Here is a 16,068-nt window from a genome sequence, read left to right on the forward strand (position 1 = left end):
GGGTGTTAACGATTGTATAACGACCAACAGCTATTCCATCTCACTCGCACCTTCTCGGGCTCACTCTTGCGCAAGATGCACCGAGCGCTACGCTACGTGCGCACTAAGATGACGGTTTGGTCGGCTTTGGGAGTACTTGTTTGATTTTCTTAGGCAAGCGAAGTTTGCGCTTTTGCCAGCTTCTCACCACCGAGTAGCGCCAAATACCGCGCACACTGAAATAACCAATCACCGCGAAGACGAGCCCGCTAGTGATACACCCTAATAAAAAAGGTGGGCCAATATGGCTCATTTGCTCGGCAAGGTAATGCCATGAAAGCTCAAAGTGAAAGGGGATAGGTGCCGTATTCAGCATCCAGGTCCCGAGTTTGTAAGCGAGATAAAACATCACCGGCATGGTGATTGGATTGCTTACCCACACCAAAGCCACGGCCAGTGGCAGATTCACGCCGAACATAATGGCCAGGCCAGCGGCCATGATCATTTGGCTAGGAAGCGGGACAAATGCCATAAACAGCCCCACCGCAAAGGCCCCTGATGCCGAGCGCCGGTTAAGGCACCACAGATTGGGATCCTGCAACAGGCTACCAAATACGCGTAGCGCCTTATTGTCGCGCAACGCCTCCCGCTTTGGCATATAGCGTTGAAAAAACTTCTTGGGCATACCTGTTTACATTACCTGGAAATTACGCGATGAAGCTAACCTTTACGATAACCGCGGCACTGACTTTGCTATCACTACCATGGTGGCCTGTATTACCGCCGTTTTGGGTCTGCTCCATTACCTGTATTGTCTTTTTTTTCGGGGTGAAAACACGTTGGTGGTGGCTTGCAGGGAGCGCGCTGGGGCTCACTTGGGCTGTATTATCCGCAAACCTGTATCAAGCCAACGTGATCCACATCATTTCAAACCAAAAGGATACTACAATCACGGGCACTGTGGGCACCCTTTTTAGCGATAAAGCCGGCGCGCAAGCGATTATTTTTGATGTCGATAAAATTAATCAATCGAGATTGGCGCCTTTTCGTTCAGCGCGTGTACGTGTGTACTGGCAATCGGCGCCTTTTCCTAAGCAGGGCGAGCGTTGGCAACTGACTGTACGGCTTAAACCACCGTATGGCCGACTCAATGAAACCGGCTTTGATGCGGAAAAATATTATGTGGCTCGGCGAATACACGCCAAAGCCAGTTTAAAACAGGCCACACAATTAACCGATACCATTACTTGGCGTCAGCAGCTGCTTGATACCTTAACACCGACTTTATCACCACTTCGGTTTGGCCCTCACCTTTTAGCATTGAGTTTGGGCGAGCGATCGTGGCTGACTGCCGCCCATTGGGACACATTGACACAAAGTGGTTTGGCCCACTTGATGGCGATTTCAGGGTTACACATTGGCTTGGCTTATGGCATGGGGTGGCAACTTGGCCGTTGGGCGCGTGTTTGGCTGCCAGAGCAGCGTTTATTTACATGGTTGCCGCTCTATGTGGCACTCGGTGTCGCGATAGTCTATGCCGCACTAGCGGGATTTGCACTGCCAACCCAACGGGCATTGATTGCGCTGTTATTGGTGTCGGTGGCAAAGCGTCTTGGTGCCAGCGTCTCACCGCTTAATCTTTTGCAACTCACCGTGTTATTGGTACTTGCGCGTGATCCGTTAGCCGGCTTCTCGGTCAGCTTTTGGTTATCATTTTCGGCGGTCGGTGCCTTATGTCTTGCGCATTATGGCTTTTCGCGCTCATCCGGTTGGGGACAAGCGCCCCGGCGCTGGCACTGGCTGCGGCCGTTGAAGCAGCTGTTGGTCGTCCAACTTGTACTGCTGATTGGTATGTTACCGCTGCAACTCAGTTTTTTTTCTGGAGTGAGTGCGGCGGCAACGCCTATTAATCTGGTTGCGGTCCCGTGGGTGGGAATGATAACGGTACCGTTAGTTTTTATGGCCCTTTTTTTGTCAACGACTGGATTAGGGGACGTGTTATGTTGGCAGTGGGCCAATATCAGTCTGATCCCGGTGATGGCACTGGCTGAAAATGCCTCAGCGAGTTGGTTGACTGTACCGGTGGCATCAATCGGATGGGCGTTTACTGTGATAGCGTTAGCGATAGGATTATATGGTTGGCGGTGCCATCGATGCAGCGGCTTGGTCATTGTGTTTATCGTCGCGTTAATCACCTGGCGCGCGCCGAAAGCGGTGAACTGGCAAGTGGATGTGTTGGATGTTGGCCATGGTCTTGCGGTGTTGGTGAGTAAAAATGGAAAGGCCATCCTTTATGATACTGGCAATCGTTGGCAAGTGGGCGGCATTGCACAGGCGGTCATCGCGCCTATTTTAGAAAGTCGACACATTGAGCGCCTGGACGGTCTTATTCTCAGCCATGGCGACAGTGATCACGATGGCGGTGCCGATTTTATCGTCGCTCAATATTCACCGCGTTGGCGCCGTGCCAGTGAGGTACGCTCTGGCTATAAAACGTGTGTGGCAGGGCAGCGCTGGCAGTGGCAAGGATTAGACTTCGCCGCCTTATGGCCGCCAGAGGCAACGGCACCTGCAGACAATAATGACTCTTGCGTCATACGCATCTCTGACGGGGAATACAGCGTGTTACTGACCGGAGACATTGAGAGAAAGGGAGAAGCAAATTTGCTTGCATCCTTGGGCGATCAAACGCAGCTGGACAGCGATATTATGCTGGTGCCGCACCATGGCAGTCGTTCTTCTTCTTCGCCTTCTTTTATTGGTGCGGTGAATCCTTCTTGGGCGGTGGCATCGACGGGGTTACTCAATCCTTGGCGGTTGCCCGCGCAACAAGTACGGGCCGCCTATGAGCACGCCGATGTGACGTGGTTAGATACCGCAGCCAATGGTCAGGTTCGTTGGCAGCGTGTCGACACGGGTTGGCAGTTAACGCGTTGGCGCCAAGATCGTCGTGCGGCTTGGTATCGTCAGATGTTTAAACGTCGGCCAGTAAATTTGGACGCAGACCGGTAAAAGAGTAGAATGCCGGTCTGTTTTACCCATCAAAACGATTTTAATGAGCGAATATCAAGATAAAACGACCTGGCAGACGTTTAAGCAACTCTGGCCCTATATTGCTAATTACAAACTAGGGTTAATCGTTGCCATTGTCGCCTTGGTAATGAACGCCGCCAGTGACACCCTGATGCTTTCCATGCTCGGCCCACTGCTTGATCAAGGCTTTTCTTACGATGACGTTGAGGGCGATTTCCTTAAATGGATGCCACTTTACCTCGTGATATTAATGTTGGTGCGTGGCTTATCAAGCTTTGTCTCTGCTTATTGCTTATCTTGGGTGTCGGGTAATGTGGTAATGACCATGCGTCGTCGCATGTTTAATCACTTTATGAAAATGCCCGTGAGCTTTTTCGACCAAGAGTCGTCAGGGGCGCTGTTGTCGCGTATTACCTATGACTCCGAACAAGTGGCGTCTGCAACCAGTGGCGCATTAGTGAGTTTGGTGAGAGAGGGCGCATCGATTCTTGGCTTGATGATCTTAATGTTTTGGTCAAGTTGGCAGTTATCCGCCATTCTTTTGGTTATTGCGCCGGTTGTCGCGATTTCCATTCAAGTGGTCTCTAAACGCTTCCGCCGTATTTCGTCGAATATGCAAGATGCAATGGGCTCGGTCACCAGCTCCGCGGAGCAAATGCTCAAAGGCCATAAAGTGGTCTTAAGCTATGGTGGTCAAGACGTCGAGAAAAAACGGTTTGAAAAAGTCAGTAACCGTATGCGTCAGCAAACCATGAAGCTGGTTTCGGCCCAGGCGATTGCCAACCCTGTGATTCAGCTTATCGCGTCAATGGCGCTGGTGGTGGTGCTGATTCTCGCCAACACCGAAGCCATTCGGTCAGAACTAACGGCAGGGACCTTTGCGGTGGTATTCGGTGCCATGTTTGGTTTGATGCGGCCACTGAAATCGTTAACCAACGTGACGTCGCAATTTCAGCGCGGGATGGCAGCGTGTCATAGCTTGTTTAACTTAATGGAACTTGAGACCGAGAAAGATACCGGCACCCATGAGGCCGAGCAGATTAACGGCGACATTAAAGTTGAAGACGTGGTTTTTACCTATCCATCACGAGAAGCGCCGGCACTGAATCATGTGAGTTTTGAGGTGCCCGCGGGGAAAACGCTGGCACTGGTGGGGCGGTCAGGTTCAGGGAAAAGTACCATTGCCAACCTTTTGACCCGTTTTTACGAGATAGACAGTGGCTCAATTACCTTAGATGGGATGCCGATTGAGCAATATACGTTGAGTAATTTGCGCCAACAGGTTGCGGTGGTGTCGCAAAATGTCCACCTGTTCAACGATACGGTGGCTAACAATATAGCCTACGCCGCGGCCGATCAATATAGCCGTGAGCAAATTGAGCATGCCGCTAAGTTGGCCTACGCAGACGACTTTATTCGCGGTATGGATGAGGGCTACGACACCATGATTGGTGAAAATGGCGTGAGTTTGTCGGGTGGACAGCGTCAGCGTATCGCCATTGCCCGCGCGCTGTTACGTAATGCGCCTGTTTTAATCCTGGATGAGGCAACCTCAGCCCTGGATACAGAGTCAGAGCGCGCGATTCAAGCCGCCTTGGATGAGCTGCAAAAAGACCGCACCGTACTGGTGATTGCTCACCGTCTATCTACCATTGAAGATGCCGATCAAATTTTGGTGGTGGATGAAGGTGAGATTGTTGAGCGAGGTAGCCATCAAGCATTGCTCGCGCACAACGGTGCCTACGCTCAACTCCATCGTATTCAGTTTGGTGACTAAGTATGCTGGATCAGCTTTGGTTTGGCCATCAAGGATCCCTTTGGACCGCGCTATTACGGCCGTTTAGTGCTTTATTTGGTTTGATTGCTCGTCATCGGCGCCGCCAATATTTGCGCGGAAGATCGCCTTGTTATCGTGCGCCCGTTCCTGTGGTGGTTGTCGGTAATATCATGGTGGGGGGAAACGGTAAAACTCCCTTCGTGATCTGGCTAGTGGAGCAACTGAAAGCGCAAGGCTATCGTCCAGGCGTGGTCTCCCGTGGATATGGCGGTAAATCAGACCAATACCCGTTACTGTTGACGCAAACGACATCGCCGAGAGCCGCCGGTGATGAGCCGGTATTAATCGCTCGCCGCACTCAGGTACCAGTGTGCGTTGACCCTGACCGCAGTGAAGCAGTGAAGCGCTTATTGCAAGAGGGCGTCGATATCGTGGTGACGGACGATGGCATGCAGCATTACCGTTTAGACCGTGATCTTGAAATCGTGATCATTGATGGTCAGCGCCGCTTTGGTAACGGTCATTACTTACCCCTTGGACCCTTACGTGAATCGATCGATCGCCTCGACAGTGTCGACATGCTGATTAATAACGGCGGCACCACCCAAGGGCAAGAGTGGCCTATGCATTTGGTGGCCGGGCAAGCCACGAACCTTCGAACCGGTCAGGCTTGCCCTGCATCTATGTTACCAGGTGTGGTTGCCGTGGCAGGAATTGGTCATCCGCCGCGCTTTTTTGCCACGTTGCAACAAATGGGCGTGACGCCTCTGTACAGCCAAGGGATCAATGATCACCAAACCCTCAGCGCTGAGGAACTGGACAGGCTGGCAAAGAAGGGGCAACATTTACTCATGACCGAAAAAGACGCGGTAAAATACCAAGGCATCGCACAAGATAACTGGTGGTATTTGCCGGTAGAAGCGAGTTTGCCGGAGGCTGCCGCCCAGGCTTTACTCGCCAAGATCGAACGTTTGACCAAAAACGCGAACAAATAAAAAGGAACGCTATGGATCACCGCCTGCTTGAAATCGTGGCCTGCCCATCATGCCAGGGCAAATTGTTTTATAACCGAGATAATAACGAGCTGATTTGTAAATTCGATCGGGTTGCTTATCCTATTGTCGATGGAATTCCGGTACTGCTCGCGTCGGAAGCGCGCGATTTATCCTTGGAAGAGGTGCAAGGATGAGTCCGTTTTATGCGGTGATCCCAGCACGGTTTGGTTCAAGCCGTCTGCCAGGAAAGCCATTGGCTGAGATCGCGGGCAAGCCGATGATCCAACATGTGTATGAGCGCGCGCAAGCCGCAGGGGCCAGTAAGGTCATTGTTGCAACAGACGACAAACGCATTGAGACTGCGGTACGTGACTTTGGCGGCGACGTATGCCTAACACGTGCTGACCATGAGTCAGGGACTGAACGCTTGGCGGAAGTGGTGGCACAATACGGTTTTGCTGATGATGACATCATTGTCAACGTGCAAGGCGATGAGCCTTTAATTCCGTCTGCAGTGATTGGGCAAGTGGCGGCGAATTTGAGTCAGTACCCGCAAGCCCCGATGGCGACCTTAGCCGTTGCGATTGATGACAGTGAGCAAGTATTCAACCCCAACGTGGTCAAAGTTGTTACGGATCAGCAAGGGTTTGCCTTGTATTTCAGTCGCGCCACGATTCCCTGGGATCGTACTCATTTCGAGGCTGAATCTCCCGATATTCCAGACGCTTTACTCCGTCATGTTGGCATTTATGGCTACCGTGCGGGGTTTATTAGTCGCTATATTCATTGGACGCCAAGTCCGTTGGAAAAGATTGAGTCGCTTGAGCAGCTCAGAGTGCTTTGGCATGGTGAAAAAATTCATGTTGCGGTTGCCGCCGAAACGCCACCGCATGGGGTCGATACCCAGGCTGATCTCGAGGCGGTACGTGCGCATATCGCCGCCAATGGTGCAAGCGAGTGACGTTAACAGCCATCAGGTCGTAATCTCCTCGCTTGTCATGGCAATAAACCATAAAAAAGCCGCGAATGTTATCGCGGCTTTTTTCTTTTTTACCCGTTACCTTTTCTTGTTATCCGTTGTCTCTTCGCTGTTACTTGGATGCCGGCTGTGCGATCAAATCACGAAGGCGTTGCCAGGCTTGACCGAGCCGCTCGTGCCAATAGCGCTCAAATTGCTCCAAGTATTGGGCGCGAGGGCTGTATTTAATCCATGGCTGTTTGATCTCTTTTTGCGCCATGAAGTTGGTCGGTGCAGGGATGGGATTAAGGCCTGCGCTTTGAAACTCATACACCGCACGCTCCATATGTGCGGCTGATGTGACTAACACCAGATTACGACTCCCCACCACAGACGCTGCTTGATACGCCTCCTCCCAGGTATCTTTTGCTGTTTCCAGTAACAAGATACTGTTTTTGTTGACACCCAGCGCCATCGCGACACGTGCCAACATGCGGGCGTGGCTCACCTCATAGCCGTGGTCATAGCCCGATAATATTAGTTTGGATGTCGGATACATCCGGTGAATTCGGATCCCTTCGGTCAGACGCATGAGCGCTGCACGCGAGAGTTCAGACGTTGGTGGTAATGCGTCATCTACCACATGACTGTTTCCAAGTACCATTACAAAGTCCACCGGTTTCTCTGTCGGGAGAAAAGCGGTGTATTGACGCTCAAGAGGGCGAAGTAACCCAGAGGCGACCGGTTGAAACGCAGTGAGAAAAATCCCAGCAAACGCAATGAAAATAACAAAAGATGCCAGCCTTTTACGCTGAGAGAACCAAAGCAGGCATAGCCCGAAAAGACCCAAGAGCAACAGCGCGGGCAAGGGCATTATCAAGGTTGAGATAAGTTTTTTTAATTCAAACATGCAATGTCGCCCGAAATATAGTCAAACGAGGCACAAATAATGCCATAAACCTTTATTAACGTAAGGCTTGTGACAGAATAAGCCTTCATACCACTCAATGATAACGAATGCCATTGTGACTGAGGATAAAAATTTCGACGACATCGCCCACAAATTTGTTAAAAACATTTATGGATCGGGCAAAGGCGAAATCCGTCAAGCGGTAATTTGGCACGACATCGAGCAGATGTTGCAGTGCTTTCCGCCGGATCAACCACTCCATATTTTGGATGCGGGTGGCGGCGTTGCACCGATTTCACAACCGCTGGCCGCTCGAGGTCACAGGGTCACTTTATGTGATCTTTCTTCACAAATGCTCGAGTTGGCGCGTCAGGAGATTGAACAACAGGGCTTACTTGCGCAGTATCAGCTGGTCCACTCCTCGGTGCAGTCTATTGGTGAGCATTTGACGTCACCCCCGGATGTGATTTTATTTCACGCGGTATTGGAGTGGGTCGCCGCTCCTGAGCAAGTGCTAAAAGATTTGCTCAGCCATTTACGGCCGGGTGGCGTTGCATCCGTGATGTTTTATAACCAAACCGGATTGCTGTTTAAAAACCTCGTCTGTGGCAACTTGACCCATGTTGAACAGGGAATGCCGCACCGTAAACGGTTTAAACTGCAGCCGCCCAAAGGGTTGCAGCCAGACAGTGTCTATCAATGGATGCAAGACAGTAGCATTAGCCTCAAAGGTAAAACCGGGGTGCGCACGTTTCATGACTACATGCGCGATACCAATATTGGTGATTTTACCTTTGAGCAGGTGCTGGCGTTGGAGCAGCAACTTTGCCGCCAAGAGCCGTTTGTGTCTCTAGGGCGATATATTCATGTATGGGGGCAACATAATGCCTCCAGCCATCAAGATGAAAACAAGGACAACCGATGAGTGATCWGGCTCTGTCTTCTCAGCATGGGGAAGGCGACGCTCAGACCGTACCGGAATTGGTCAGTTGGGTTAAACACAATAACTTTGCACTTCAGCTGCCGCCCGAGCGCTTGGCATTTTTGCTGGCAATGGCGGTGATGAGCCAAGAGCGCTTAGACGATGAACTGAGCGAACATGAATTAGTCGATGTTTTTCGGCTAGTGAGTGAACAGTTTATAAACGACGAAGGTGGCAGCGTCGGCAACATCGCTTTTCGTGCCAACAATGCCATCAATGAAATGGTGCAAGCGCGCTTATTAAGCCGTTTTACCAGTGAAATGACCGAGGGCGATAGCATTTATCGTCTGACGCCGCTCGCCCTGGGCATTGCGGATTATTATGCGCGCCACCGTGAATACTCGACGTTAAAGTTGTCTGTACAGCTTTCAATGGTCGCGGATGAAATCGCTAAGGCACGCGGTGCGGCAGAGGAAGATGGCGATGCCGCCTTTTGGCGTCACAATGTGTATGGGGTATTAAAATACTCGGTGGCCGATATCTTTGACCGTATCGATCTCAACCAGCGGGTGATGGATGAGCAGCAACAGCAAGTTAAAGACGATATTGCCGCCTTACTTACCCAAGACTGGCAAGCCGCTATCGCTAACTGTGAGCACTTGTTAAATGAAACATCCAATACGTTGCAAGAGCTGCAAGAAACGCTGCAAGCGGCGGGAGATGAGTTACAAAGCCAACTGTTAGAGATCCAGGAAGTGGTGCGACAACGCGACGAGCTCGAGTTTGTCGATGCCATGGTTTATCGACTGCAGATGAAACTGGATCGGATCGTGAACTGGGGTCAGCAAGCGATTGATTTATGGATAGGTTACGATCGCCATGTGCATAAATTTATTCGAACCGCGATTGATATGGATAAAAACCGTGCGTTTAGTCAGCGTCTGCGTCAATCGGTCTCGGACTATTTGGATGCGCCGTGGTTTTTGACCTATGCGGATGCCGAGCGTTTACGCGACACCCGTGATGAAGCCTTGGTGTTACGTGATGATGAAGTCACCGGCGATATGCCAGAAGAAGTGACGTTTGAGCAGTTGGCTGTGGTTGATGACACCTTGTCACAGAAAGTTTCACAGATGCTCAACCGTCACCGAGAAACCGGACAAGCGATCAATCTCGGTCGTGTTCTCAAAGACTACTTAGCCGAGCACCCCCAAGCTCGCCATTTTGATCTCGCGCGCTTAGTGATTAATCAAGCGGTTCGGATGGGTTATTCCCAATCTGATCTCAACGCGATCCAGCCTGATTGGCAGGCGATTAACGATTTCGGAGCGAAGGTACAAGCGAATGTCATCGATAAATACTGAACAGCCAATGCCAGAGGAGCTGGCCAAAGCCATTGCTAACCCTTTATTTCCGGCGTTGGATAGTGCATTACGCGCTGGCCGCCATGTTGCCAGTGACGATTTAGATAACCACGCCTTGCTGATTGAATTTGAGCAAGCGTTAAATATTTTTTATCAGCGCTATAACGCTGAGTTAGTGCGTGCGCCAGAAGGCTTTTTCTATCTGCGTCCGCGTTCCACCAGCCTTATCCGCCGCAGTGTCTTGTCGGAGCTTGATATGCTGGTCGGCAAAGTGCTGTGCTTTTTGTATTTGAGCCCAGAGCGCTTGGCCCAAGAAGGGATCTTCACCACGCAAGAATTGTTCGACGAGCTGATGGCATTGGCCGACGAGAAAAAACTGATGAAGCTGGTCACCCACCGTGCCACAGGCTCAGATCTCGACCGCGAGAAGCTGTTTGATAAGGTGAAAACCTCGCTGCGTCGCCTGCGTCGTTTGGGAATGATCTTGCCGATTGGTGAGGGCAATAAGTTTCGCGTTAGTGAAGCCACCTTCCGCTTTGGCGCCGATGTGCGCACGGGCGATGATCCGCAAGAAGCGCAGTTACGCTTAATCCGAGATGGCGAAGCTGTGGTCCATAGCCAAGAACATATTCAATCTAGCTTGCTTGATGATGCGTTTGATCAGGAAGCTGAGACGTCCGCAACACAACACACGGAGGAGCCGACAGCATGAGCCAGCGCGGTAAGTATCAATCACTCACCATGGTGAACTGGAACGGCTTTTTTGCGCGGACCTTTGATATCGATTCACTGGTCACCACGTTATCGGGTGGCAATGGCGCCGGTAAATCCACCACTATGGCGGCTTTTATTACCTCATTGATCCCCGATCAAACCTTACTGCACTTTCGCAATACTACGGAAGCAGGCAGCTCGAGCGCATCTCGAGACAAAGGTTTGCACGGTAAATTGCAACCAGGCGCCTGTTATGCGGCATTAGACGTGGTGAACTCGCGTCAACAGCGCGTGTTATTTGGCGTACGCCTACAGCAAGTCGCCGGTCGAGATAAGAAAGTCGATATCAAGCCATTTATCTTGCAAGGGTTACCGTCCTCAGTCTCACCTACTGATGTCTTGGTGGAAACCTTAAATAACGGCCAAGCGCGAGTGCGTCAGTTAAACGAAGTGAAAGACGCGGCCGGTGCGTATGAAACCGCGCATTTTAAAGCGTTTAGTTCGGTCACTGACTATCATGCGCAAATGTTTGAATTTGGGGTGTTACCTAAAAAGCTGCGTACGCAACAAGATCGTGGCAAATTCTACCGTCTGATCGAAGCGTCTTTGTATGGCGGTATTTCCAGTGCCATTACTAAGTCACTTCGTGAGTACTTATTGCCACAAAATGGCGGGGTTAAAAAAGCTTTCCAAGACATGGAAGTGGCGCTAAAAGAAAACCGTATGACGCTGGAGGCGATTAAAGTTACCCAGCGCGATCGGGATTTGTTTAAGCACCTGATCACCGAGGCGACCCATTATGTGGCTTCAGATTACATGCGCCATGCCAACGAACGTCGTACCAAGCTCGAACAGGCTTTGTCTTTGCGGGCTGAATTAAACGCCGCGCAGCAAACCTTGCAGCAAAAACAGCAGCACGCTGAGGCCATGCGTGCCGAATTAAGTGAGTTGGAAGCCGGACAAGATCATCTTGAGCAAGATCATCAAGCCGCGGCGGACCACTTGCAACTGGTGCAATCGGCGATGCGTCAGCAAGAAAAAATCCAGCGTTATGAAGAAGACTTGCTTGAATTATCTGAGCGACTGGAAGAGCAAATCATGGTGGTGGAAGAAGCCACGGAACAGCTCACCGAGGCCGAGTTACGGGCGGCACAAAGCGAAGAAGAAGTCGATAGCCTGAAAACGCAACTGGCGGACTATCAGCAAGCGCTAAATACTCAGCAAACGCGATCTTTGCAATATCAGCAAGCTGTAACGGCGTTGGAAACAGCCAGACGTCTCACCGACGATGACGCCCTAACCGTCGATGAGGCAGGGGCCTGCTTGCAAAGGCTCAAAACCGAAGAATCAGAGCAAACGGATCGCGTATTGTCGCTTAAACACAAGCGGGATCTGGCATCGGCAACGGCCAATCAGTTTGCGCAAGGATTAAGCTTATTACAACGCATTGATCCGTCAGTGGCCCGGTCCGAGGCAGGAGAAAAAGCCAAGTATTGGGTAGAGCAGGGCCGCACCCGTCGCTATCTCGCCGACAGCCTCTCACAACGCCAATATGAACATCGCGAATTAACCCAACGTGTTGAGCAGCAGCAAAAGGCTAGCCACCTGGTGTTAGACTATCAGGCGTTAACCGGGGAGCGCCTGGCTGATAGTGATGCCGCGGAGCAAGCTGTTGCCTTGCAACAAGAAAAACGAGAGACCTTACAGCAAGAAAAAGAGGCTCAAGCCGAGCGGCTGCGCGAGTTGTCACGTACCGAGGCAGCGATTGATGCGGACATTCGCGAGCTTGAAGGCAAAGCGCCCCGTTGGTTTGCCGCCAATGAGGCGTTGACCAAACTCGAAACCCAGACCGAGCAAACCTTGGCGGATAGCCAAGCGGTGATGGACGCCATGCATGCCACACATGAGTCGGTGCGTCAGCAGACCCATCATCAAGAGCAGCTTGCCCGCCAAAAAGCCGAGATAGAGCGGGCGATTGAACAGCTGGCGCAACCTGGTGGCAGTGAAGATTCGCAATTACAAGGACTGGCAGAGACGCTTGGCGGAACCTTGCTCTCTGAGATTTACGATGATATTACCTTAGAAGATGCCCCGTATTTTAGCGCTCTGTATGGTCCAGCGCGTCATGCGATTGTGGTGCCGGATCTGAAAGGCGTAAAGGAGAAGCTGGCTTCGCTTGACGCGTGCCCAGATGATCTTTACATCATTGAAGGCGATGCGGACGCATTTGATGATCGCGTGTTTGATGCTCAAGAGCTGGGCGGTGCGGTATGTGTGCACCTGAATGATCGGCAAATGCGCTATTCACGCTTCCCAGAGACCCCGCTATTTGGCCGTGCGGCTCGTGAGCATCGGCTTGAGCAGCTCAGAGCACAACGTGATGCACTGGTAGAAGATTACGCGAAGGCCTCGTTTGATGTGCAAAAGTGGCAGCGTTTATCGCAAGCGTTTAGCCAATTTATTGCGGAGCACCTAACCGTTGCCTTTACTCCCGATCCCGAGCAAGCGATAGCGCGCTGCCGTGAAAAACGCGTGCAAACCCAGCGCGCGATAACTGAGAGTAAACAGACGCTGACGCAGCATGAGGCTGAGGTTTCACGTTGTCAGCAAGCCCTGCAATGCCTTGATAAGCTGCGTTACTGTGCCGACGCCCTAGCAGAATCCGAACTTGATGTTCGCTTGCAAACCGCGAATGACAACCTGCACGCCGCGAAACAGGCCAAAACGTTTATCCAGCAGCATGGAGAGACGTTGGCGTCCCTAGAAGGATACTTGGCCACATTGGAGAGTGATCCTGAGCAGTTTGATAAGTTGGAGCAAGCCTATCAAGAAGCGGATGAAGCCTTACAAGCGATTAAGCAACAGTTATTTGCCGTCGCCGACTTAGCGGAGCGCCGTCCTCATTTTGCCTATCAAGATGCGGCAGAGATGCTGACGCAAAGCAGTGAGTTAAACGAGCAACTGAAGGCCAAACTAAAAGACGCAGAGCAAGTTCGCCAACGTGAGCGTGATGCGCTAAAGCAGGTACAGGGGCAAAATAGCCAGTATCAGCAGCTGCTCGCGTCGCTTAAAAGTGCCCATCAGTCCAAGCAAGAGACGTTGAACGAGTTTAAACGTGAATTTGCCGAGTTAGGTGTACAAGCGGACGAAGAAGCTTTGATGCGCGCGCAGCATCGTCGCGATACCTTGTATGAGCAAATGCACCAAGCGCGACAGCGACATAGTGAGCTGTCACGCGGGATCACCTCGTTAGAGATGGAAACCAAGTCGCTGACCAAAGAGCTGCGTAAATCGCTCAAGCAGTATAAAGAACTGCGTCAGTTTGTGGTCAATGCCAAAGCAGGCTGGTGCAGTGTATTACGGATTGCGCGTGATAACGGCGTTGAAAAGCAACTGAACCGCCGAGAAATGGCGTATATGTCTGCCGAGGAATTGCGCTCACTGTCGGATAAGTCGTTGGGTGCCTTGCGCCTTGCCGTGGCCGATAATGAAATTTTGCGTGATGCTTTACGCGCGTCAGAAGATATCGGTCGGCCTGAGCGTAAAGTGTTGTTTTACGTTGCGGTTTATCAACATCTGCGCGAGCGGATCCGCCACGACATTATTCGCACCGACGATCCAGTTGAAGCGATTGAAGAGATGGAAGTGGAGCTTGCGCGCCTGACCGAAGAACTCACGCAGCGTGAGCAGCGGTTAGCGATTAGCTCAGAGTCGGTCGCTAATATTATTCGTAAAACGATTCAGCGTGAACAAAACCGGATCCGCATGCTCAACCAAGGGTTGCAAAGTGTCGGGTTTGGTCAGGTTAAAGGCGTGCGTCTCAATGTCTCGATTCGTGACACTCATGCGCAGCTACTGATGGGCTTAGCCGAGCATGCCGATCAACACCAAGACTTGTTCGGCAATCCAAACCTAACCTTCTCAGAAGCGATGGCGAAGTTATTCCAACGCCTGAATCCGCATATCGACATGGGGCAGCGTTCACCACAGACCTTAGGCGAAGAGTTGTTAGATTATCGCAATTTCCTCGAATTAGGCATTGAGGTGAATCGTGGTACCGATGGCTGGCTGAAAGCGGAATCCGGTGCGTTGTCGACAGGGGAGGCCATTGGTACCGRCCAAGCCATTTTGCTGATGGTAATTCAAAGCTGGGAAGAGGAATCACGGCGGTTACGCGGTAAAGACGTGATCCCATGTCGTTTGCTGTTCCTTGATGAAGCCGCGCGTTTGGATGCTAAATCGATCTCGACCTTGTTTGAGTTGTGTCATCGTTTGGATATGCAGCTGTTGATTGCCGCACCGGAAAACATCAGCCCAGAGCAAGGCACCACCTATAAATTAGTGCGCAAGATCTTTAACGATCGTGAGCATGTGCATGTGGTTGGCTTACGCGGTTTTGGTGAGGAGAAGCGTCAAGCGCTTGCGCAAGAGCCGGTGTCATTGGCGTAGGTGAAACAAGCTCCGGTAGTCGGTTGGGATAGGCGCCCGATGCTACCGGGCGCCTGTCACATTCGATGCCAAATTTGCCCCGGATGTCGGAGGCGCGCGTTGGCTTGGGTATGCACGACTAACACCGCACTGGCGCTTGTCCGACTTACACGCACTTTAACGTCTGTGGGGCCATCGGCGCGGATGACACAAAGCGTTAATATTGTGGATTACTCGTTCCCACGCTCCTGCGTGGGAATGCATACAATGACAAAATTTATACATCGATGGTGCCATTGGCGTAGGTGACACAAGCCCCAGCACGATGATGGATAGGTGCACATTGCCAACGGGCGCCAGTTGCACTGCGCCTGTCACGATCGGCGCCAATTTTAATACCGGCGCCAATTTTGACCCTAATGTCGGATGGCGCGCGGCCCACATCTTGATAATGATTGGCATCGCACTGGCGCTTATACCGACCTACGCGTATTTTAACGTCGGTGGTGCCATTGGCGACGATGACACAAGGCGTTAATATTTAACCTCGATGGTGCCATTGGCGTTGGTGACACAAGCCCCGGTAAGATGTTGGATAAGTGCACATTGCCAACGGGCGCGCAGCGCAAATCACACCAAGCTTGCGCGATCGAGAAGGCGCTTATGCCGACCTACGCCTGGTTTATATATCGGTGGTGCCATTGGCTACGATTACTCGTTCCCACGCTCCTGCGTGGGAATGCATACAATGACAAAATTTATACATCAATGGTGCCATTGGCGTAGGTGACACAAGCCCCAGCACGATGATGGATAGGTGCACATTGCCAACGGGCGCCTGTCACGATCGGCGCCAATTTTAACACCGGCGCCAACTTTGACCTTAATCTCCGATGGCGCCGTGCAACGGGCGCGCGGCGGAAATCACACCAAGCTTGTACGATCGAGAAGACGCTTATGCCAAACTACACGTATTTTAACGTCTGTG

General features: G+C 51.6%; 11 protein-coding genes. 9 read left to right on the forward strand and 2 right to left on the reverse strand.

The window, feature by feature from the left end; genetic code table 11:
• Window positions 1-103: 103 nt before the first annotated feature.
• Window positions 104-664, reverse strand: a complete 561-nt coding sequence (locus tag BZG78_RS07270) for a DUF2062 domain-containing protein (RefSeq protein ID WP_021022813.1) — start codon at window positions 662-664, stop codon at window positions 104-106.
• Between the two features lie 29 nt (window positions 665-693).
• On the opposite strand from BZG78_RS07270, the gene BZG78_RS07275 reads away from it, so the two are divergent.
• The 5 genes from BZG78_RS07275 to kdsB are packed head-to-tail and all read left to right on the forward strand — an operon-like array spanning window position 694 to window position 6,745.
• A complete protein-coding gene (locus tag BZG78_RS07275; protein ID WP_077660795.1) occupies window positions 694-2,991 on the forward strand; it encodes a DNA internalization-related competence protein ComEC/Rec2 in 2,298 nt (765 codons plus the stop codon).
• 43 nt (window positions 2,992-3,034) lie between these two features.
• A complete protein-coding gene (gene msbA, locus BZG78_RS07280) occupies window positions 3,035-4,789 on the forward strand; it encodes a lipid A ABC transporter ATP-binding protein/permease MsbA (RefSeq protein ID WP_077577016.1) in 1,755 nt (584 codons plus the stop codon).
• Between the two features lie 2 nt (window positions 4,790-4,791).
• Window positions 4,792-5,784 carry a tetraacyldisaccharide 4'-kinase gene (lpxK, locus tag BZG78_RS07285; RefSeq protein WP_077660796.1) on the forward strand — a complete coding sequence of 331 codons (993 nt, stop codon included), beginning with the start codon at window positions 4,792-4,794 and terminating at the stop codon, window positions 5,782-5,784.
• Window positions 5,785-5,795: 11 nt separating this feature from the next.
• Window positions 5,796-5,978 carry a Trm112 family protein gene (locus tag BZG78_RS07290; RefSeq protein ID WP_077460625.1) on the forward strand — a complete coding sequence of 61 codons (183 nt, stop codon included), beginning with the start codon at window positions 5,796-5,798 and terminating at the stop codon, window positions 5,976-5,978.
• Window positions 5,975-6,745, forward strand: coding sequence for a 3-deoxy-manno-octulosonate cytidylyltransferase (gene kdsB / locus BZG78_RS07295; protein WP_077660797.1), 771 nt, complete (start codon window positions 5,975-5,977; stop codon window positions 6,743-6,745). The genes BZG78_RS07290 and kdsB overlap by 4 nt, the downstream gene beginning before the upstream one ends.
• Before the next feature lie 130 nt (window positions 6,746-6,875).
• Here the strand turns inward: kdsB and elyC are convergent, their stop codons facing one another.
• On the reverse strand, window positions 6,876-7,652 hold the full coding sequence (elyC, locus tag BZG78_RS07300; protein ID WP_021022808.1) for an envelope biogenesis factor ElyC: 777 nt from the start codon (window positions 7,650-7,652) through the stop codon (window positions 6,876-6,878).
• A gap of 115 nt (window positions 7,653-7,767) precedes the next feature.
• Between elyC and cmoM the strand changes: the two genes are divergently transcribed.
• From cmoM to mukB, 4 genes are read left to right on the forward strand one after another with little or no spacing between them, the layout of a single operon-like run.
• On the forward strand, window positions 7,768-8,577 hold the full coding sequence (gene cmoM / locus BZG78_RS07305; RefSeq protein WP_077660819.1) for a tRNA uridine 5-oxyacetic acid(34) methyltransferase CmoM: 810 nt from the start codon (window positions 7,768-7,770) through the stop codon (window positions 8,575-8,577).
• Window positions 8,574-9,938 (forward strand): chromosome partition protein MukF, encoded by a 1,365-nt coding sequence (gene mukF, locus BZG78_RS07310; RefSeq protein ID WP_077660798.1) that lies wholly within the window; start codon window positions 8,574-8,576, stop codon window positions 9,936-9,938. The genes cmoM and mukF overlap by 4 nt, the downstream gene beginning before the upstream one ends.
• Window positions 9,919-10,650, forward strand: coding sequence for a chromosome partition protein MukE (gene mukE, locus BZG78_RS07315; protein ID WP_021022806.1), 732 nt, complete (start codon window positions 9,919-9,921; stop codon window positions 10,648-10,650). Before mukF ends, mukE begins: the two co-directional genes overlap by 20 nt.
• Window positions 10,647-15,101, forward strand: coding sequence for a chromosome partition protein MukB (mukB, locus tag BZG78_RS07320; RefSeq protein WP_077660799.1), 4,455 nt, complete (start codon window positions 10,647-10,649; stop codon window positions 15,099-15,101). Before mukE ends, mukB begins: the two co-directional genes overlap by 4 nt.
• Window positions 15,102-16,068: the final 967 nt, after the last annotated feature.

Origin of the sequence: Salinivibrio sp. MA351, assembly GCF_001996065.1 — a bacterium.
In the GTDB taxonomy this organism is placed as follows: domain Bacteria; phylum Pseudomonadota; class Gammaproteobacteria; order Enterobacterales; family Vibrionaceae; genus Salinivibrio; species Salinivibrio costicola.